At 49.2% G+C, this 14614-nt stretch carries 17 protein-coding genes; 7 read left to right on the top strand and 10 right to left on the bottom strand.

Annotated elements, in window-relative coordinates:
* Positions 1-118: 118 nt before the first annotated feature.
* Complete coding sequence (locus tag ACXYMU_RS15575; RefSeq protein ID WP_458987340.1) at positions 119-619, top strand: GNAT family N-acetyltransferase; 501 nt, start codon at positions 119-121, stop codon at positions 617-619.
* A gap of 82 nt (positions 620-701) precedes the next feature.
* Here the strand turns inward: ACXYMU_RS15575 and ACXYMU_RS15570 are convergent, their stop codons facing one another.
* On the bottom strand, positions 702-1922 hold the full coding sequence (locus ACXYMU_RS15570) for a S8 family serine peptidase (protein ID WP_458987339.1): 1221 nt from the start codon (positions 1920-1922) through the stop codon (positions 702-704).
* Between the two features lie 372 nt (positions 1923-2294).
* Here ACXYMU_RS15570 and ACXYMU_RS15565 point away from each other — a divergent pair, with 372 nt between their 5' ends.
* On the top strand, positions 2295-3065 hold the full coding sequence (locus ACXYMU_RS15565; RefSeq protein WP_458987338.1) for a peptidylprolyl isomerase: 771 nt from the start codon (positions 2295-2297) through the stop codon (positions 3063-3065).
* Between the two features lie 94 nt (positions 3066-3159).
* On the opposite strand, the gene ACXYMU_RS15560 is transcribed toward ACXYMU_RS15565, so the two are convergent.
* Both ACXYMU_RS15560 and ACXYMU_RS15555 read right to left on the bottom strand, forming a co-directional pair.
* Positions 3160-5232: a M13 family metallopeptidase gene (locus ACXYMU_RS15560; RefSeq protein WP_458987337.1), complete on the bottom strand. Its 2073-nt coding sequence runs from the start codon at positions 5230-5232 to the stop codon at positions 3160-3162.
* A gap of 208 nt (positions 5233-5440) precedes the next feature.
* Positions 5441-6127 (bottom strand): TIGR04283 family arsenosugar biosynthesis glycosyltransferase, encoded by a 687-nt coding sequence (locus ACXYMU_RS15555; RefSeq protein ID WP_458987336.1) that lies wholly within the window; start codon positions 6125-6127, stop codon positions 5441-5443.
* Between the two features lie 477 nt (positions 6128-6604).
* On the opposite strand from ACXYMU_RS15555, the gene ACXYMU_RS15550 reads away from it, so the two are divergent.
* Both ACXYMU_RS15550 and ACXYMU_RS15545 read left to right on the top strand, forming a co-directional pair.
* Positions 6605-7021: a hypothetical protein gene (locus ACXYMU_RS15550; protein WP_458987335.1), complete on the top strand. Its 417-nt coding sequence runs from the start codon at positions 6605-6607 to the stop codon at positions 7019-7021.
* 98 nt (positions 7022-7119) lie between these two features.
* Positions 7120-7407: a (2Fe-2S) ferredoxin domain-containing protein gene (locus tag ACXYMU_RS15545; protein ID WP_458987334.1), complete on the top strand. Its 288-nt coding sequence runs from the start codon at positions 7120-7122 to the stop codon at positions 7405-7407.
* Between the two features lie 61 nt (positions 7408-7468).
* Here ACXYMU_RS15545 and ACXYMU_RS15540 read toward each other — a convergent pair whose 3' ends face one another.
* Both ACXYMU_RS15540 and ACXYMU_RS15535 read right to left on the bottom strand, forming a co-directional pair.
* Positions 7469-7999 (bottom strand): ferritin, encoded by a 531-nt coding sequence (locus ACXYMU_RS15540; protein ID WP_458987333.1) that lies wholly within the window; start codon positions 7997-7999, stop codon positions 7469-7471.
* 181 nt (positions 8000-8180) lie between these two features.
* Positions 8181-8534, bottom strand: coding sequence for a hypothetical protein (locus tag ACXYMU_RS15535; protein WP_458987332.1), 354 nt, complete (start codon positions 8532-8534; stop codon positions 8181-8183).
* 107 nt (positions 8535-8641) lie between these two features.
* On the opposite strand from ACXYMU_RS15535, the gene ACXYMU_RS15530 reads away from it, so the two are divergent.
* Complete coding sequence (locus tag ACXYMU_RS15530) at positions 8642-9019, top strand: cupin domain-containing protein (protein ID WP_458987331.1); 378 nt, start codon at positions 8642-8644, stop codon at positions 9017-9019.
* Here the strand turns inward: ACXYMU_RS15530 and ACXYMU_RS15525 are convergent.
* From ACXYMU_RS15525 to ACXYMU_RS15505, 5 genes are all read right to left on the bottom strand, one after another.
* Positions 9016-10062, bottom strand: coding sequence for a hypothetical protein (locus ACXYMU_RS15525; RefSeq protein WP_458987330.1), 1047 nt, complete (start codon positions 10060-10062; stop codon positions 9016-9018). The genes ACXYMU_RS15530 and ACXYMU_RS15525 overlap by 4 nt on opposite strands.
* Positions 10063-10225: 163 nt before the next feature.
* Positions 10226-10975 (bottom strand): LytR/AlgR family response regulator transcription factor, encoded by a 750-nt coding sequence (locus ACXYMU_RS15520; RefSeq protein WP_458987329.1) that lies wholly within the window; start codon positions 10973-10975, stop codon positions 10226-10228.
* Between the two features lie 167 nt (positions 10976-11142).
* The gene (locus ACXYMU_RS15515) at positions 11143-12246 is read right to left on the bottom strand and encodes a sensor histidine kinase (RefSeq protein ID WP_458987328.1); all 1104 of its coding nucleotides are present in this window, start codon (positions 12244-12246) and stop codon (positions 11143-11145) included.
* Between the two features lie 123 nt (positions 12247-12369).
* A complete protein-coding gene (locus ACXYMU_RS15510) occupies positions 12370-12573 on the bottom strand; it encodes a helix-turn-helix transcriptional regulator (protein WP_458987327.1) in 204 nt (67 codons plus the stop codon).
* Positions 12570-12983: a hypothetical protein gene (locus ACXYMU_RS15505; RefSeq protein WP_458987326.1), complete on the bottom strand. Its 414-nt coding sequence runs from the start codon at positions 12981-12983 to the stop codon at positions 12570-12572. Before ACXYMU_RS15505 ends, ACXYMU_RS15510 begins: the two co-directional genes overlap by 4 nt.
* 287 nt (positions 12984-13270) lie before the next feature.
* On the opposite strand from ACXYMU_RS15505, the gene ACXYMU_RS15500 reads away from it, so the two are divergent.
* The gene (locus ACXYMU_RS15500) at positions 13271-13816 is read left to right on the top strand and encodes a hypothetical protein (protein WP_458987325.1); all 546 of its coding nucleotides are present in this window, start codon (positions 13271-13273) and stop codon (positions 13814-13816) included.
* A gap of 166 nt (positions 13817-13982) precedes the next feature.
* Positions 13983-14582, top strand: coding sequence for a YdeI/OmpD-associated family protein (locus tag ACXYMU_RS15495; protein WP_458987324.1), 600 nt, complete (start codon positions 13983-13985; stop codon positions 14580-14582).
* The last annotated feature ends 32 nt before the right edge of the window (positions 14583-14614 follow it).

The raw sequence follows: 14614 nt of genomic DNA, 5'->3' as shown, positions 1-14614 counted from the left end.
ATTTTAGCGTAATTGATCTCCTGCAAATATAAAAGAATCCAGTAGACTACATAACCCCGTGGCCGGGTTGGCAATACAGCATTTGGACTGTACCTTGCTGCTGTAACGTATTTCCGCTATGAGCACCGACTATACCATACGCACAGCCTCCTTGGCTGACGTGCCCACTATCATGCAGCTTGCCGAGGATACCTGGGGGCCTACCTACAGCAGCATCCTGAGCCCCGAGCAGATCAGCTACATGTATGACGCGATTTATTCTGCAGATGCCCTTACTGAGCAGATGCAACAAGGCCAGACCTTTCTGCTGTTAATGGAGGCAGAACATCCGCTAGGTTTTGCCGCTTATTCGGTAAAAGACCAAAACGAAGGAATTTACAAACTGAATAAGATCTACCTGCTGCAAAGCGTGCAAGGCAAGGGGTATGGACATGCCTTATTAGAGGCCGTGGAAGAGAACGTGCGGAAGCTTGGGGGAAGTGTGCTGGACCTGAATGTGAACCGCCACAACAAGGCCAAACAGTTTTACGAGCGCTGCGGTTACCAGGTACACCAACAGGAAGATATCCCGATCGGGCCTTACTGGATGAACGATTACGTGATGCGAAAGATGCTTTGAGAAGGTATAACAGGTATAAAAAAGTAAAGGCAACCATTTGGCTGCCTTTACTGCTAAACATATACTAAACTTTATTTAAAGCTTATCTGTGAGCGATTGGATCTGGCTTGCCATCCGGGTCATTTAATACAGTCCCGTCTGTGTTAATGTTACCCAGCAATAAAATACCTGCTACGTGTGGCGATGCCATGGACGTACCGCTGATGGTGTTATAGCCACCGTCTTTCCAGGTTGACTTGATAGCCACACCAGGTGCGCAATAGTCAATTGGAGGGTTACCAAAGTTCGAGAAACTTGCGAATCTGTTTTGGCTGTCCATCGCAGACACGGTATAAATACCATTACCATTCACACGGGCAGGCGAAGAGTTATTTGCATCAGTGCTTTCATTTCCGGCAGCCAAAGCAAACTTAACCCCCTTGGCAGCCGCCGCCAAAATGGCATCATCCAATGCCTGTGAAACTGGTCCGCCTAAGCTCATGTTCGCTACATCGCCAGGCTTTGCATTGGTAGCCACGTAGTCAACGCCAGCAATAACGCCAGAATAAGAGCCGCTTCCGCGTGAGTCAAGCACTTTAACAGCTACCACGGTAGCATCATACGCCACACCGATTACGCCAATGCTGTTGTTTTTTGCTGCAATCGTACCAGCCACGTGCGTACCGTGTCCATTACCGTCGTCGGCAGAATTACCGTCTCTTCCAGAAGTAAACATGGTCACACTTCGGGCTACATCCACATTCAGGTCCGCGTGATCCAGGTCAATGCCTGTGTCAATAACCCAGGCTGTTTTACCTGCTCCGCTTCCAGACCCTACGCGGGTAATACCGTAAGGCACTTCCTGAGGACCGGCAGTGGTGCCACCAGAACCAGGCTTGCCTAGCATCACGATGCGGTCTGGCTCCACATAGGCTACACGCTCGTCGTTACGCAGCTTCTGCACCGCGCTTTCAGACAACTTTACAGCCATACCGGTAATTGCCTTACCGTAGGCCTGCTCTATGTTATAATCGTTAATACCGTTTTCGGACAGGATGTTGGCACCCGCCTCACGCACCATCTCTACACGCTGGGCGTAAGTTGCGTTGTCGCTCATACGCAAGGTGGCGTTTCCTTTGAAAACAACAATATACTGCCCGCTGATGATAGCACCATTCTGGCCTTCTGCTGACAAGGTAGTGTCTGGTGTAGCTACATCAGCTGATTCGTTGTCGCAAGCTGTAAAAGTACAAGCAGCTGTTGCCACAGCTACCCCACAAAGAACAGAGCGCATTACGCCTCTGAAGTGTAAGGAGTTTTTCATACAAAGTGTAATTAGGGGGTTAGAAAAGTTAATTAGTTTAATGACGTTATACCTAAAGTAGGGACTTGTAAGCGTAAAAGCAAGTTTTTCTTATGTTATCCGTCCAGTTTCCTGCAGAAAGCAGGGTCAACTATTAAGCCCTTGGCACTATAAGAGTTTTTGCACAGGCATTTACGAAATGCTTAAATATTAAGTTGCTCATATATTTAAAAAGAACAAAAAATATTTTCTCTGTCTTTTGTCCTTTAGCCAAAAACCTCTTTAGCCAACAGCAATTAATTCACAAATACCTAACTCTTAATGTCTTACAATTTTAAAATACTATTTTAGTCGAGATTTCATATATTTATCCATAAGTATAATAAACTACCGATGCGCAAATCATTTCACCTAACGGCAACGTTTAGAGCCTGTTTTATAGCAGGCTGCCTGCTGGCGGCGTCTGCCTGCAATCAAAACAACCCAAACAATGGGGCTGACCTGGAGGAAGCAGAGGACGAATCTGACAGAAAGCTGGAACCGCTGACCTCTGAGAACGCAGTAGAGGTATTAACCACCTATGGTCAAAAGCACCCGGACAGCCTGGCCGTGATCAGTACCCGCCATGGCAGCATTAAAGTGCGCCTCTATAAAGACACGCCGCTGCACCGGGCCAATTTTGTGCGCCTCACCAAAGCCGGTTTCTATAACCAGGGAGAGTTTTACCGCGTGGTGAAGGACTTTGCCGTGCAGGGCGGCGATTCTGATGAGCGTGAGATGAGCCAGGGCTCTTACAAGATACCGCAAGAGTTCAACCCGAAGCATATTCATAAGCGCGGTGCCCTGGCCATGGCCCGGTATGGCGACGAGCGGAACCCGGACAAAGCCTCCTCTTCCCACAACTTCTACATCGTAACGGGCGAGTCGGTGACAGCGGAAGAACTGCGGGCCTTCGAAGCGAAGCATAATATCCGGTATACCCCGCAACAGGTGGAGACTTATTTAAAGGTGGGCGGCGAACCCGGACTGGACACGGAGTATACAGTGTTTGGAGAGGTAGTGGAAGGAATGGATGTTGTGGAGCAGATAGAGCAGGAACCCGTGGATGGCACGAACTGGCCCCGCCGAGTCGTGCCGCATACGATTAAGATCGTCAAGCAATAGGCATTTAGCTCATAAGCCAAATGCCTCCTTCATAGAAAAGCCGTTGCAGGGTGTCCCGCAACGGCTTTTTGGTATAGTCCAACTAAACCTGTTGTTACCAGATCTTGATGCGTTTTTCGTCGCTGCGTACCATCGGATCGTCTTTCTCGCAACCAAAGGCTTCATAAAACTGTGGCATGTTCGCCACTGGCCCGTTGGTGCGGAAACGGCCCGGTGAGTGCGGGTCTGTCAGGATTTGCTGGTTCTGGGCCTCATCGCGCATGTTCACGCGCCAGATTTGTGCCCAGGCCAGGAAGAAACGTTGCTCCGGGGTAAGACCGGCGATCTTACCTGGGTTATTTTTTGCCAGCGCCTTCTGCAGCGCGGTATACGCTATGTTCAGGCCCCCGATATCGGCAATGTTCTCCCCAAGGGTTAGCTTGCCGTTTACATGCAGGTTATCAAGCACGGTATACTGATCATACTGATCGGCCACAGCGTTTGCACGGGCATTAAACTGCTCCAAGTCTACCGCCGACCACCAGTCTTTCAGGTTGCCTTCAAAGTCGTACTTCGCGCCCTGGTCGTCGAAGCCGTGCGTCAACTCATGGCCAATCACGGCTCCCATACCTCCATAGTTCACAGCGTCATCGGCCTGCGGGTCGAAGAAAGGTGGCTGCAGGATACCAGCCGGGAACACGATCTCATTCATGCTCGGGTTGTAGTAGGCGTTTACAGTTGGCGGCGACATAAACCACTCCTCGCGGTCTACCGGCTTGCCTATTTTGCCGATGTTATCCTGGAAAGCGAATTTGCTTGCGTTCATCACGTTCTGGGCATACGACTCGCGGCTGACAGATAGCCCCTGGTAGTCTTCCCACTTATCCGGGTAACCGATCTTCACGGCAAAGGCACTCAGCTTTTGCAGGGCCCGGGCTTTGGTTTCCTCGCTCATCCAATCCAGGTCACGCACATGCTCCCGAAACGACTCCTGCAGGTTATCCACCATGCTCAACGCCTTCTGCTTTGCCTCAGCCGAGAAGGTTTTCTCGACATACAGTTGCCCCAAGGCCTCGCCCAGGGCACTGTCTGAGGCACGGAGCACCCGTTTCCAGCGTGGCTGCATTTCTTTGGCACCGCTCAGCACTTTGCCATAAAAGTTGAAGTTCTCCTGCACAAAGTTATCGCTCAGATAAGGCGCAGTTGTGCGGGCCACGTGCCACTTCGTATAGGTTTTCCAGTTTTCGATCCCCTCGCTTTTCAGCAGGCTGTTCAGTTCTTTGAAAAAGGCAGGCTGGCCGACAATAATTTCTTTAGCAGCCTGAGCTCCCATACCTGTCAGCAGTTGGTTTACCTTGAGGTTCGGGTTCTGGGTGGCAAACTCCTTTATTGTCATCTTGTTGTAGTTGGCGTAAGGATCGCGCAAGTCTACGCGGGCCTTGGAGGCTTTGGCGAGTTTGGTTTCGATGTTCATAACCGCCTGCGCGCTTTTCTGTGCCGCTGCACCATCCTCTCCCATCAGCTGGAACATGTTCTGGAGGTGCTTCAGGTACTCCGTCCGGATGGTTTTAGAACGCGCATCGTCTTTCAGGTAGTAATCACGGTCAGGCAAGCCCAGTCCACCTTGCCCAGCCTGCAGCGCATACTGCGTGCTGACCTTATCGTCCTGCGACACATAAAGGCTGAAAAAGCCGCTGATGCCTTTCGTTTTGAGGTCGGCCACGGTCTTGGCCAGGTCTTCCGTTGTCTTTATACCTGCTATCCTGTCAAAGTCAGGCTTAATAGGCGACATACCGGCCTTGTTTGCCGCCACCGAGTCCATACCTGCCGCATAAAAATCCCCGATCAGTTGCTGGGCAGACCCTTTCGGGGCAGCTGTGTTGGAGGCCGCTTCAGTCAGGAGTTCGCGCAAAACGACGTTGTTTCGCTCGGCCAGCTCGTTAAACGATCCCCAACGGCTCTCAGCCGCCGGAATGGGGTTGTTCTTAACCCACCCCCCGTTGGCATACTGGTAAAAATCCACACAGGGGCTCACGGTGGTGTCCATGTTAGCCACGTCCAGGCCCCTGCCCATGTTCATTTCCATTGTCTCGGAAGCTCCGGTTTCGGTAACTGCCGACGAGCTACAGCCTCCGCTCAACAAGCCAGCCACCAAGGCGGAGAAAGGCAAAAGGTACGTTTTCTTCATAAGATTATTTAGTTAAGTGAGCATATGGTACAGATATCTTTCATACTGCTTTCAGGCAGGAAAGGTGTTATACGCTGATAATACCCAAAATCCCTGGCAGCACATACCCTGGCGTAAGATAGAACCAAAGGCCAGTGGCAGCAGCAAGTTACAAAATCTACCTGATTGGGTTCAAGCCCCAGCACACAGCTTTTGGGGCCGGCAAAACTCAGCCCTTGATCAGCCATTTGTAAACCTGCACCAGTTTTTGCTGCGACAACCCCAGGCGGTATAACCCATAGATCAGGAAATAGCCAGCCTGTAGCCTGTATACCCCGAGTGCTTCGTATTTTCGGGCAGATGTCACGACCTGCGCCGGGAGTAGGATGAATGGTGCGGTTTTGCGGAGCCTACGGATAACCTCCTGGTCTTCCAGGAGCAAAAGCCGCTCATCAAACCCGCCCGCTGCCAGAAAAACATCCCGACGCACAAACAGGCTTTGGTCCCCGAACCGGATGGCATCCACATCAAAGCGGGTGAACCAGGCATTCAGGCGCAGGAACCAGTGCGCCACATCAAAGCGCAACCGGAAACAGCCACTCCCCGCTCCCTGCTCCACTCCCTGCTTGATAAGTCCTTCAAAACCATTTGGCGGAAAGGTATCGGCATGCAGGAAGTAGAGGATATCGCCGATGCTGGCAGCGGCTCCGGCATTCATTTGCGGACCGCGGCCTTTGCAGGCGCAGGCCAGCACACGCACGCCCACTTGTTCGGCCAGTTGCCGGGTGGCATCGGTGCTTCCGCCGTCGGCCAGCAGAATCTCTGTGTCGGGGCTGGTATGCTGCTGCAGGTAACGAAGCAGCTTTGGGATGCCTTCCGCTTCGTTGTAAGTAGGTATGATGATGCTAATTTTCAACTATCGTGCACGTCGTTTAGGGTTCGGGCTTCGCAATCCTTTAGAATACTCGCCGCCTAACATACGGTTTATGAGGCTTAGTGTGCCAGATTAAGAGCCATATTAGAAAATTCATCGGTTACGATCACCCCAGTGCCTAGCCTGAACATTTTTTTACTCAAAACGACGACATCTGATACAGGCACTAATCACTAGCATGCAGCTAAGGCTTGAGTGCAAATGCAATGTTACAACCCAGAAGCTATATACTGGTTTAAATCCTGTCAAGCGATGAACTGACTAGCTAATGTTTCCTTTTCCGGATTATTGTATCAGCTGGATGGGTGACTTATTTTGATTACCGTGTGTTAAAAAAACGGCAATTTTGGCAACCTTACATCATGTACCAAAATATTCATGGCTGCGATTAGTTGTTTCATAACTTGCACGCCGACTATTTAAAGTTAAATTGCCGGGTAAATTAACTATAAGGCGCAGATGGAAAAAATACAAGAACTTTGGACCTCGACTAACAAGCTGTACCTCACGATTTACCATGAAAAACAGAATAACATCATTTACAATAACTGGTCAGGCTATGTGACTTCTGAAAACGTAAAGAATGGGGCATTTGCGGTGCTTGAGGCACTCAAGAAGTATAAGTCATCCAATGTTCTTAACAACAACAAAGAATTGCTTGGCCGTTGGGATCATACTGTTGAGTGGATTGAGCAAGACTGGACACCCCGCGCTATAGAGGCCGGTCTTCGCAATTTTGCGCACATCGTAGATTGCGACACATTTGCTGCAGCCTCTGCAGCAGATATGCTCAGAAGAGTTGAGGGCCGTTATACCATGAGGATCTTCCATGAGGAGCAAGAGGGCAGAGCATGGCTGCGGGCTTCGGAAGCTTGAGCTGTATTGCAGAAATATACCCCGGCAGAGTTACCGGAACCGCTTAAACCTTTCCCTTGTTTTTGGCTTTAAGTACTGAGTACATCGTACAGACCTACATGAGCAAAAATTTCAAGACACCAGAAAACGTAATTTATGTATGCACCGGTAGCAAGTGCAAGAAAAAAGGCGGCAAAGACATCGGCAAGATCTTCCGCGGCATGATCAAGGAAATGGGGCTGAAAGGCCAGGTGGAGATAGTGAAGACCGAGTGCACCGACCGCTGCGACTTCGCCCCGGTCATGAGCTTTCAGCCCGACAATGCCTGGCTGTCGCAGGCTACAGAGCAGACAGCCAAACAAGCCTTTCAAGAGCACATCATCGACAAGAAACCCGATACCCTCTAAGCACAAAAAAGCCTTTGGTTTTACCCAAAGGCTTTTTCGCCTCTTGCCTTACGCGTACTCCTTAGTAAGTTTTTTCGTAAGTGATTTTCGGCACGCGCTTATCTATCTCATAATGCCCGGTACCATCTTCGCCAATCACTTCAAATAATTCCAGCGCACGGCGCGCCACATACTCTTCTTCAATCTGCTCGTTCAGGAACCACTGCAGGAACGAGAACGTCACGTAATCTTTTTCTTTCTGGCAACGATCAGCCATGCGGTTGAATGATTGCGTCACGGCGATCTCCTGTTGCAAGGCTTGCTCGAAAACGCTCTTAAACGAATCGAACTCTACCTGGATGTTGGAGATGCTCGGCGAAACAGCACGGCCACCCATATCAGACACGAACTTGAAGAGGCGCAACATGTGCTCCCGCTCCTCATCCGACTGCTTCTTGAAATACCCGGCACTGTAATCATACCCGTTGCGGTCGCACCAGCTCGACATGGCCAGGTACATGGCCGAGGCCTCCGCTTCCATCTTAATCTGCTCGTTTAGTATCTGTTCTATCCCTTCGGTCAGGGAAGTTCTTAATCTCAATAAATCTTTCATAGTATTTATAGTCTTGCTATTCCATTTTGCATACAGCTACGCTTCTCTCGCGTAGCTGCTTATCCTAATTTACGTAAAATCCCTTTGCGATGTATAATCCAGTTCAAATATGGAAATAGTCTAAATTAAAAAAGCACAGCTTGTGGCTGTGCTCATCAAGGCAGGGAGGTATAAAACCTGTTTAAGCCAGCGTGGCGCTCAGGCATTCATGCAAAACACTGTTCAGCGCCAGCGCGAACTTAGCCCCATCCAGCAATTCCTGAAAACCATAGAGTTCAGTTAACGTCAGCACATAACAACGGTCGCAACCACAAACAGAGATCAGCTCAAAGTCGGCGGCGCGGGAGGTGCTGGCAGCCATGGCGGTCAGGTCTACACTGTCCACAGCGCGTTTCAGCCTCAGGAAAGCATCTATCTTTAAAACGGTTAACTGCCCGGCAAACTGCACCAGCACACGGTTACGGCGGTCGCACTGAAAGACAGCACCGGCTGCGGTGGCAAAAATCTCGGTTAAAGGCATGGCAGTTTTATTCATCTGTGCTAACTTCACTTTGACTGGTGACTGAAGTTAGAGCAAATTTAACCACTATTTAGAACCAGTCCAAATAAAAACAAGATTCATTCTGACTTAATTTCTGCAACATGAGCAAGCAGCCAATTGATAAAGTAGTACTGGCCGAAAAGTTTGACCAGATTCCGGACCATTGGAACCCGCGTGTGGCCGGTGAGTTGAACGGGCAGCAGGTGAAGCTGGCCAAATTTCTAGGCCCGTTTGAGTGGCACCACCATGAGCACGAGGATGAATTTTTCATGGTGATCAAGGGCAAAATCGAGATACACCTGCGCGACAAAGTGGTGCACTTGCAGCCAGGCGAGTTTTTGATCGTGCCGCGCGGTGTGGAGCACAAGCCTGTGGCTAACCAGGAAGCCGAGGTACTGATGTTTGAGCCTGCCTCTACCGTAAACACCGGTAACTTAGCGCACAGCGACCGCACTCGAACAACACTGGAACGCCTCTAGGCTTTGCTTTGCCCCTGCCCTGGTGTTTTGGCGATAACCGTTTTCAGGTGCAGGCGCACTAAGTCGCCCATGTTCTGGCAGCCCAGGAATTCATCCGTGTGGTGGTGCCTGGCAAGTTCCTGTTTGAGCTCCATGATCTTCTCGGGCGTAGAGACGGTGTCTTTGCGCATGCAGTCCACCAGGTCCTTCAGGCGGTAGCGCGCTGCCCGAAGCCGGCGGAACATGAGTGTGCGCTCTTCGTTCTGGTACTGCCAGATGGTTTCGGGTTTGAGCAGCTTCTGCACCAGGTCCACCATCTGGTTGTTTTCCTTGAAAAACTGGGGCAGATAAATCCGCTTGCGCCCCTCATAAGACTGCTGATCGAAGTCGATGGGGCGCACCCGGTACTGCTCATCCTCAAAGTCGGGCGTCACGTCAATCACGTAGTTGTAGGAGCGCATGTCGCCGAGAAGGCGCATGAAGCAGCGCTCGTTAAACTTTACGAACTCCTTGGCAATGCGCACCTTGTTGGAGTTGGGCCGCTCCAGGTACTCTTTAATGAACACGTCGCCGGGGATGCCAGCAATATGCTCCTCAATCAGCGTGTCGCCATCCACCAGGTAATTAATGCGGCTCGGAGAAAGGATGTGCTCCAGCTCCAGGCCATATACCCGCGAGGCGTCAGCACGCTTCACATAAAAGTAGTCGTAGTTGTCGTTGAGTTGGTTGACGACCTGCACCCGGAAAGGGGCTGAATTGCCGAAGGTGCAGTAATCTATCCGCGACACGTATACATGCTCCATCACCGACATATCGCCGTCTGTTTTGAGCTGTGCATAAATCTGGGTTAGTGCAGTCCGTATCTCATCCTGGGCATGCTGGTCGTAAATCACCGACTCCCACAGCGTGTCATTTCCCTTCTTATCGAAGTATGGGTAAGCATCGGAGTAATGCAGCAGGTCCTCGTACCGCAGCCCCAGCTTGGTTTCGCGGTCATAATGGTGCAGGTACTTCCGCAGCCCCCCGGAAATGGTATAGAAAAGCTTCTTTTTGGAGATGTACACTTTTTTATAATTACGAATTATGAATTCCGAATTCCGAATAGGTGCCTAGGCCAGTACTGCAGTAGATTTTTCAACCTAATCAGTTTGGCGTAGCATGCCCCAAAGCATACCTCTCCACAATTTTATAATTAAATTTGTAATTCATAATTCGTAATTGAATCCGTTAGGTTTCGAGCAGGTTGTTCTGGTTAAGGACTTGCAGCACATCGTTTTTGTAGAAGCGGCCGATGGGAATCTCGGAATTGCCGAGGTCTACGGCGCTGGCCGAGAAGGCCTGAATTTTGTCCAGGGCCACAATGAAAGATCGGTGGATGCGCAGGAACTTGTCGGCGGGCAGTTTCTCTTCCAGGAAGCTGATCTTTTGATAGGAGATGATTTCTTTTGTTTCTGTCTTCACCCGGATATAATCTTTCAGGCTCTCGATGAACAGGATATCGGCTAGCATCACCTTCACCATTTTCTTGTCCGCCTTCAGGTAGATAAAGGCTTCTTTATAGTCCGGGGCATTTTGCGCGGGTATGGCTGCCTGGGTAGGTGCGGTTGCAACAGCTTGTTGCGGCTCTGCTGCGCTTACCTTCGACACTGCTTTCAGGAAGCGCTCAAAGGCGATGGGCTTGAGCAGGTAATCCACCGCATTCAACTCAAAGCCTTCCACGGCGTAGTCGCGGTAGGCGGTCGTGAAGATGACCTTGGGCGGGTGCGCCAGCGATTTCAGGAAATCTATACCGGTGAGTTTGGGCATCTGGATGTCGAGAAACATCAGGTCGATATGCTCGGTTTGCAGACAAGTATAGGCTTCTACGGCATTGTGGCAGCGGCATACCAGTTCCAGGTGGTCCAGCCGTTCGATAAACGTCTCGAGCACATCCAGTGCCAGCGGCTCATCATCCACAATCATGCAGCGTAGTTTCATCCTTTTAGATATTAGCTTTTAGATACCTCAGATATCAGACATTTGACCAAAGATTCAAAATAGACATTTCTTTAGAGGCATTATGGATGTTGCATTCCTATCAAAACAGACTTTTGAATGCCTTATATGCTACTCTAATGCCTAACGTCTGTAATGTCACGTCTATTTTAAAACAACAACTCTAACCTGGCGGCGTAGCTTTCTTCTTCATCTTCCACCTCCAGGTTATACCGGTCTTCGTAGAGCAGTTCGAGGCGGCGTTGCAGGTTTTTCAGCCCGATGCCTGAGGCCATGTCGCGGGTGCTTTTGCTGGCACGGTCGCCGCACTTGCAGTTTTCTACTAGCAGCACCAGTTGCGCTTCTGTTACTTTCACATCAATGCGCACCCAGGCATTTTTTGTCTCTGTGCTCACACCGTGCTTAAAGGCATTCTCCACGAAGGGCAGCAAAATCATGGGTGCAATCTGCTTGCCCGAAATCATACCTGACTGGGTGAACTTTACATCTACACGCTCGCCATACCGGATACGCTCCAGGCTGATGTAGTTTTGGATGTAGTTCAGTTCTTTTTCCAGAGGCACCAAAGCCGCGTTGGCATCATAGAGCATGTAATCCATCAAACTCGACAGCTTGAGCACCACCTCCGGGGCATTGTCCGATTTTTTGAGCGTGAGCGAGTAGAGGCTGTTAAGCGTGTTGAACAGGAAGTGCGGGTGTATCTGTGCCTTCAGGAATTTCAGCTCAGCCTCCAGCTTGCCCTGCGCCAGGTTACGCGCCGACTGCTGGTGGCTATACCAATTCTTCAGGAGGGCGATAACGGTGGTGATGGCCACCAGATAACTGATGTTGACGATGTTCTTCGTGAAACGGTAAAAGGTCAGGTTGTCCTCGGTGCAGGTGGTGGGGCAAAAGATCGGGTGTATAAGGAAGGGTAACAACACAAACTGCATCAGTGCACCAATGGCCCCCATCAGCAAGAGTAGGTTCACAAAAAACTCGAGGTAGCGCTTTTGCAACAGGTAGCGCGGCATCAGGTAATACATGTTAAAGTATACCAACCCCATCTTAAAAGGGAGTTCAACGAGCTCCACCATGAAGGCATTGTAGTAATCGTCGATGTAACTGCCGTAGAGCAACCCGAAGAACACCACGTATACCGTCCAGAACACGATATGCTGCACCAATCGGTTTTGCGTAATACCGCGCACCTCGGGCAGCGTGATTGGCTGCTCTGCCTGCAAGGTTCCCGCCTGACTCAACTTTACTTCCATGTTACAAAGGTATACTTTCTCTTATTTGCCTCCACCGCGTCTTCAGTGCTTTTAGACGTGTAGCGGTGTGCCTGCGCCAGGCGGCCGGTTATTCTCGCTTAACAACGGAAAAATCTAAAAGATTTACGCTGACTCCACCTCATCCTGGAAAATCTCCTCTATGGGCAAACCAAACAAGCGCGAGATCTTAAAGGCAAGCGGTAAGCTAGGGTCAAACTTTCCTTTCTCAATGGCATTGATTGTTTGCCGTGAAACAGCCAGTGCATCAGAGAGCTGGGCTTGTGTCAGATCGCGTTCGGCCCGCAGTACTTTCAGGCGGTTCTTCATCTGTACCGGATTTTGCCTATAAAAATGCCTGCCATATACGTGAGCGCTATTAGTATAACAAGCACGGAGATTTCGGCATCTCCCGCTATCACATTTGTTGTATCAAGCAGCGAGTAACTTAGCCCGCCTACAACGCCTACCCCTAAAGCGACACCCATTGCTTCCAGTTGAATTTTCTGCTCTAGCTCGTCAAGGCCTTTCAGGTGCCTGATATTAGCCAGCATCATACCTATACCCAATCCGGCATTCAGCAGAATAGCAAGAATGGTCATAACAGAATTTTCTTCCCAAATAAACAGAGGTCCAAAAGTAGCCAGCGCCATCGAGGCAGTCCAGGCGATGGTCCAGATAGCTAGATGAACTGTGTTCTTCCGGTTCAGTGTCGCCCAATCTTCTTTTTGATGTTTCATAGTAGTATTGATTAATAATAGTAACTAATGATTTACATAAAGTTAAACATAATTTACATAAAGACAAGTTTACTTTACATTAATAATTTCTTAGCTCCAACTTATGGCTCTACCAAGGCAGCAATTGATTAGTAGCTAACGGTCTTTTCAGCGACTTGTCAACAGCCTTGCAGTTGCCATACCCTTAAAGACAGAATAAAATATTTGAACCGTGGCGCTTCATTATATACTTATATACATATTTTACATAACTTGACTATATTAAGAACCTCTATCATTATCTAACTATGAACAAATTTACTTTCGCTGCGCTGCTTGTTGCTGCCTTCAGTTTTCAAGCCTCCGCCCAATCTGAATCCGCCCCGGTGGCCAAGCACAATAAAATCATTTTTGTGGAAGCCCTTGGTAACGGCATCGGTCTTTCCGCCAACTTTGACATGCGCTTTCAGAAAGGCACGCAAGAAGGCTTTGGGTTCCGGGCCGGCTTGGGAGGCTCTTATTTAGGCTCAGCTAACAATGATGCTGAAAATAAAGCGATGGGTATAGTCACCCTTCCGCTTTCGGTAAACTACTTGGTTGGCGAAAACCGCAGTGCATTTGAGGCAGGGCTTGGCATTACACCGATGTATGCCCGCATGGATGTATACAGCCCTACAAAGCCTCGGTTAGCCGATGAGAACGGCTGGGGCGCTACTGGTTTCTTGAACCTGGGATACCGTTTCCAGCCTCTGGGAAATGGTTTTGTCTTCCGGGCCAACTGGACACCTGCCTTTAACAGCGCGGGCTTCTCCCCTTCCTGGTTTGGTTTGTCTGTGGGGTATGGGTTTAAGTAAGATCAACTTTGAGTTTCACCTTGACTGTGAGTGTGCTTTCGCTACTTCTGAATTTGTATCAGTTAATATAAATGGACACTGTTAGAAATGCCTTAACCGAAAAAACCTAAAGCACATCAGGTGTGCCGTAGCCAAGTCCGTTCACAATAACCATAGAAGACAAGGTATGAATCAAAAAGTAAACTGGTTCTTTGACAAGGACACCAAATGGCAGAAAGAATATCAGAAATTAAGAGCAATTATGCTTGCCTGTGGACTTACTGAAGAGTTGAAGTGGGGCTGCCCCTGCTACACCTTTAAAACGAATAACATTGTTTTAATCCATGGATTTAAAGCGTACTGTGCCCTTCTTCTTCACAAAGGAGTTTTGCTTTATGATTCGGAAAACATATTGGTTCAACAAACAGAAAACGTTCAGTCCGCCAGACAGATTCGATTTACCAATCTTGATGAAATCAACGAATTAGAGCAGACGATTAAAGCATATGTGTTTGAAGCTATTGAAGTAGAACGAGCAGGCTTGAAAGCCGAACTTAAAAAGACTACAGACTATACGATACCCGATGAGTTCCAACAGTTTTTAATTGATAATACAGATCTGAAAACAGCATTTGAGGCATTGACGCCCGGACGGCAAAAGGGGTACTTATTGTATTTTTCACAACCTAAACAATCAAAAACCAGGCAATCAAGAATTGAAAAGTGTGTGCCTAAAATTCTCAACGGAGAAGGACTAAATGACAACTATAAAGCATCGATAAAATAACAAGCTTATCTTTACCTACAGGAGGTGCACTG

The organism is Pontibacter sp. CAU 1760, from assembly GCF_054482735.1.
The sequence above is the reverse complement of the archived record's forward strand: the minus strand, read 5'-3'. Positions and strand labels throughout refer to the sequence as shown.

What these genes read in the sequence shown, in the direction of transcription:
- ACXYMU_RS15575 (WP_458987340.1), top strand. Translation starts at nt 119, where the DNA reads ATGAGCACCGACTATACCATACGCACAGCCTCCTTGGCTGACGTGCCC.
- ACXYMU_RS15515 (WP_458987328.1), bottom strand. Translation starts at nt 12,246, where the DNA reads ATGGAAGTAAAGTTGAGTCAGGCGGGAACCTTGCAGGCAGAGCAGCCA.
- ACXYMU_RS15520 (WP_458987329.1), bottom strand. Translation starts at nt 10,975, where the DNA reads ATGAAACTACGCTGCATGATTGTGGATGATGAGCCGCTGGCACTGGAT.
- ACXYMU_RS15505 (WP_458987326.1), bottom strand. Translation starts at nt 12,983, where the DNA reads ATGAAACATCAAAAAGAAGATTGGGCGACACTGAACCGGAAGAACACA.
- ACXYMU_RS15540 (WP_458987333.1), bottom strand. Translation starts at nt 7,999, where the DNA reads ATGAAAGATTTATTGAGATTAAGAACTTCCCTGACCGAAGGGATAGAA.
- ACXYMU_RS15495 (WP_458987324.1), top strand. Translation starts at nt 13,983, where the DNA reads ATGAATCAAAAAGTAAACTGGTTCTTTGACAAGGACACCAAATGGCAG.
- ACXYMU_RS15560 (WP_458987337.1), bottom strand. Translation starts at nt 5,232, where the DNA reads ATGAAGAAAACGTACCTTTTGCCTTTCTCCGCCTTGGTGGCTGGCTTG.
- ACXYMU_RS15545 (WP_458987334.1), top strand. Translation starts at nt 7,120, where the DNA reads ATGAGCAAAAATTTCAAGACACCAGAAAACGTAATTTATGTATGCACC.
- ACXYMU_RS15570 (WP_458987339.1), bottom strand. Translation starts at nt 1,922, where the DNA reads ATGAAAAACTCCTTACACTTCAGAGGCGTAATGCGCTCTGTTCTTTGT.
- ACXYMU_RS15530 (WP_458987331.1), top strand. Translation starts at nt 8,642, where the DNA reads ATGAGCAAGCAGCCAATTGATAAAGTAGTACTGGCCGAAAAGTTTGAC.
- ACXYMU_RS15565 (WP_458987338.1), top strand. Translation starts at nt 2,295, where the DNA reads ATGCGCAAATCATTTCACCTAACGGCAACGTTTAGAGCCTGTTTTATA.
- ACXYMU_RS15550 (WP_458987335.1), top strand. Translation starts at nt 6,605, where the DNA reads ATGGAAAAAATACAAGAACTTTGGACCTCGACTAACAAGCTGTACCTC.
- ACXYMU_RS15510 (WP_458987327.1), bottom strand. Translation starts at nt 12,573, where the DNA reads ATGAAGAACCGCCTGAAAGTACTGCGGGCCGAACGCGATCTGACACAA.
- ACXYMU_RS15535 (WP_458987332.1), bottom strand. Translation starts at nt 8,534, where the DNA reads ATGAATAAAACTGCCATGCCTTTAACCGAGATTTTTGCCACCGCAGCC.
- ACXYMU_RS15500 (WP_458987325.1), top strand. Translation starts at nt 13,271, where the DNA reads ATGAACAAATTTACTTTCGCTGCGCTGCTTGTTGCTGCCTTCAGTTTT.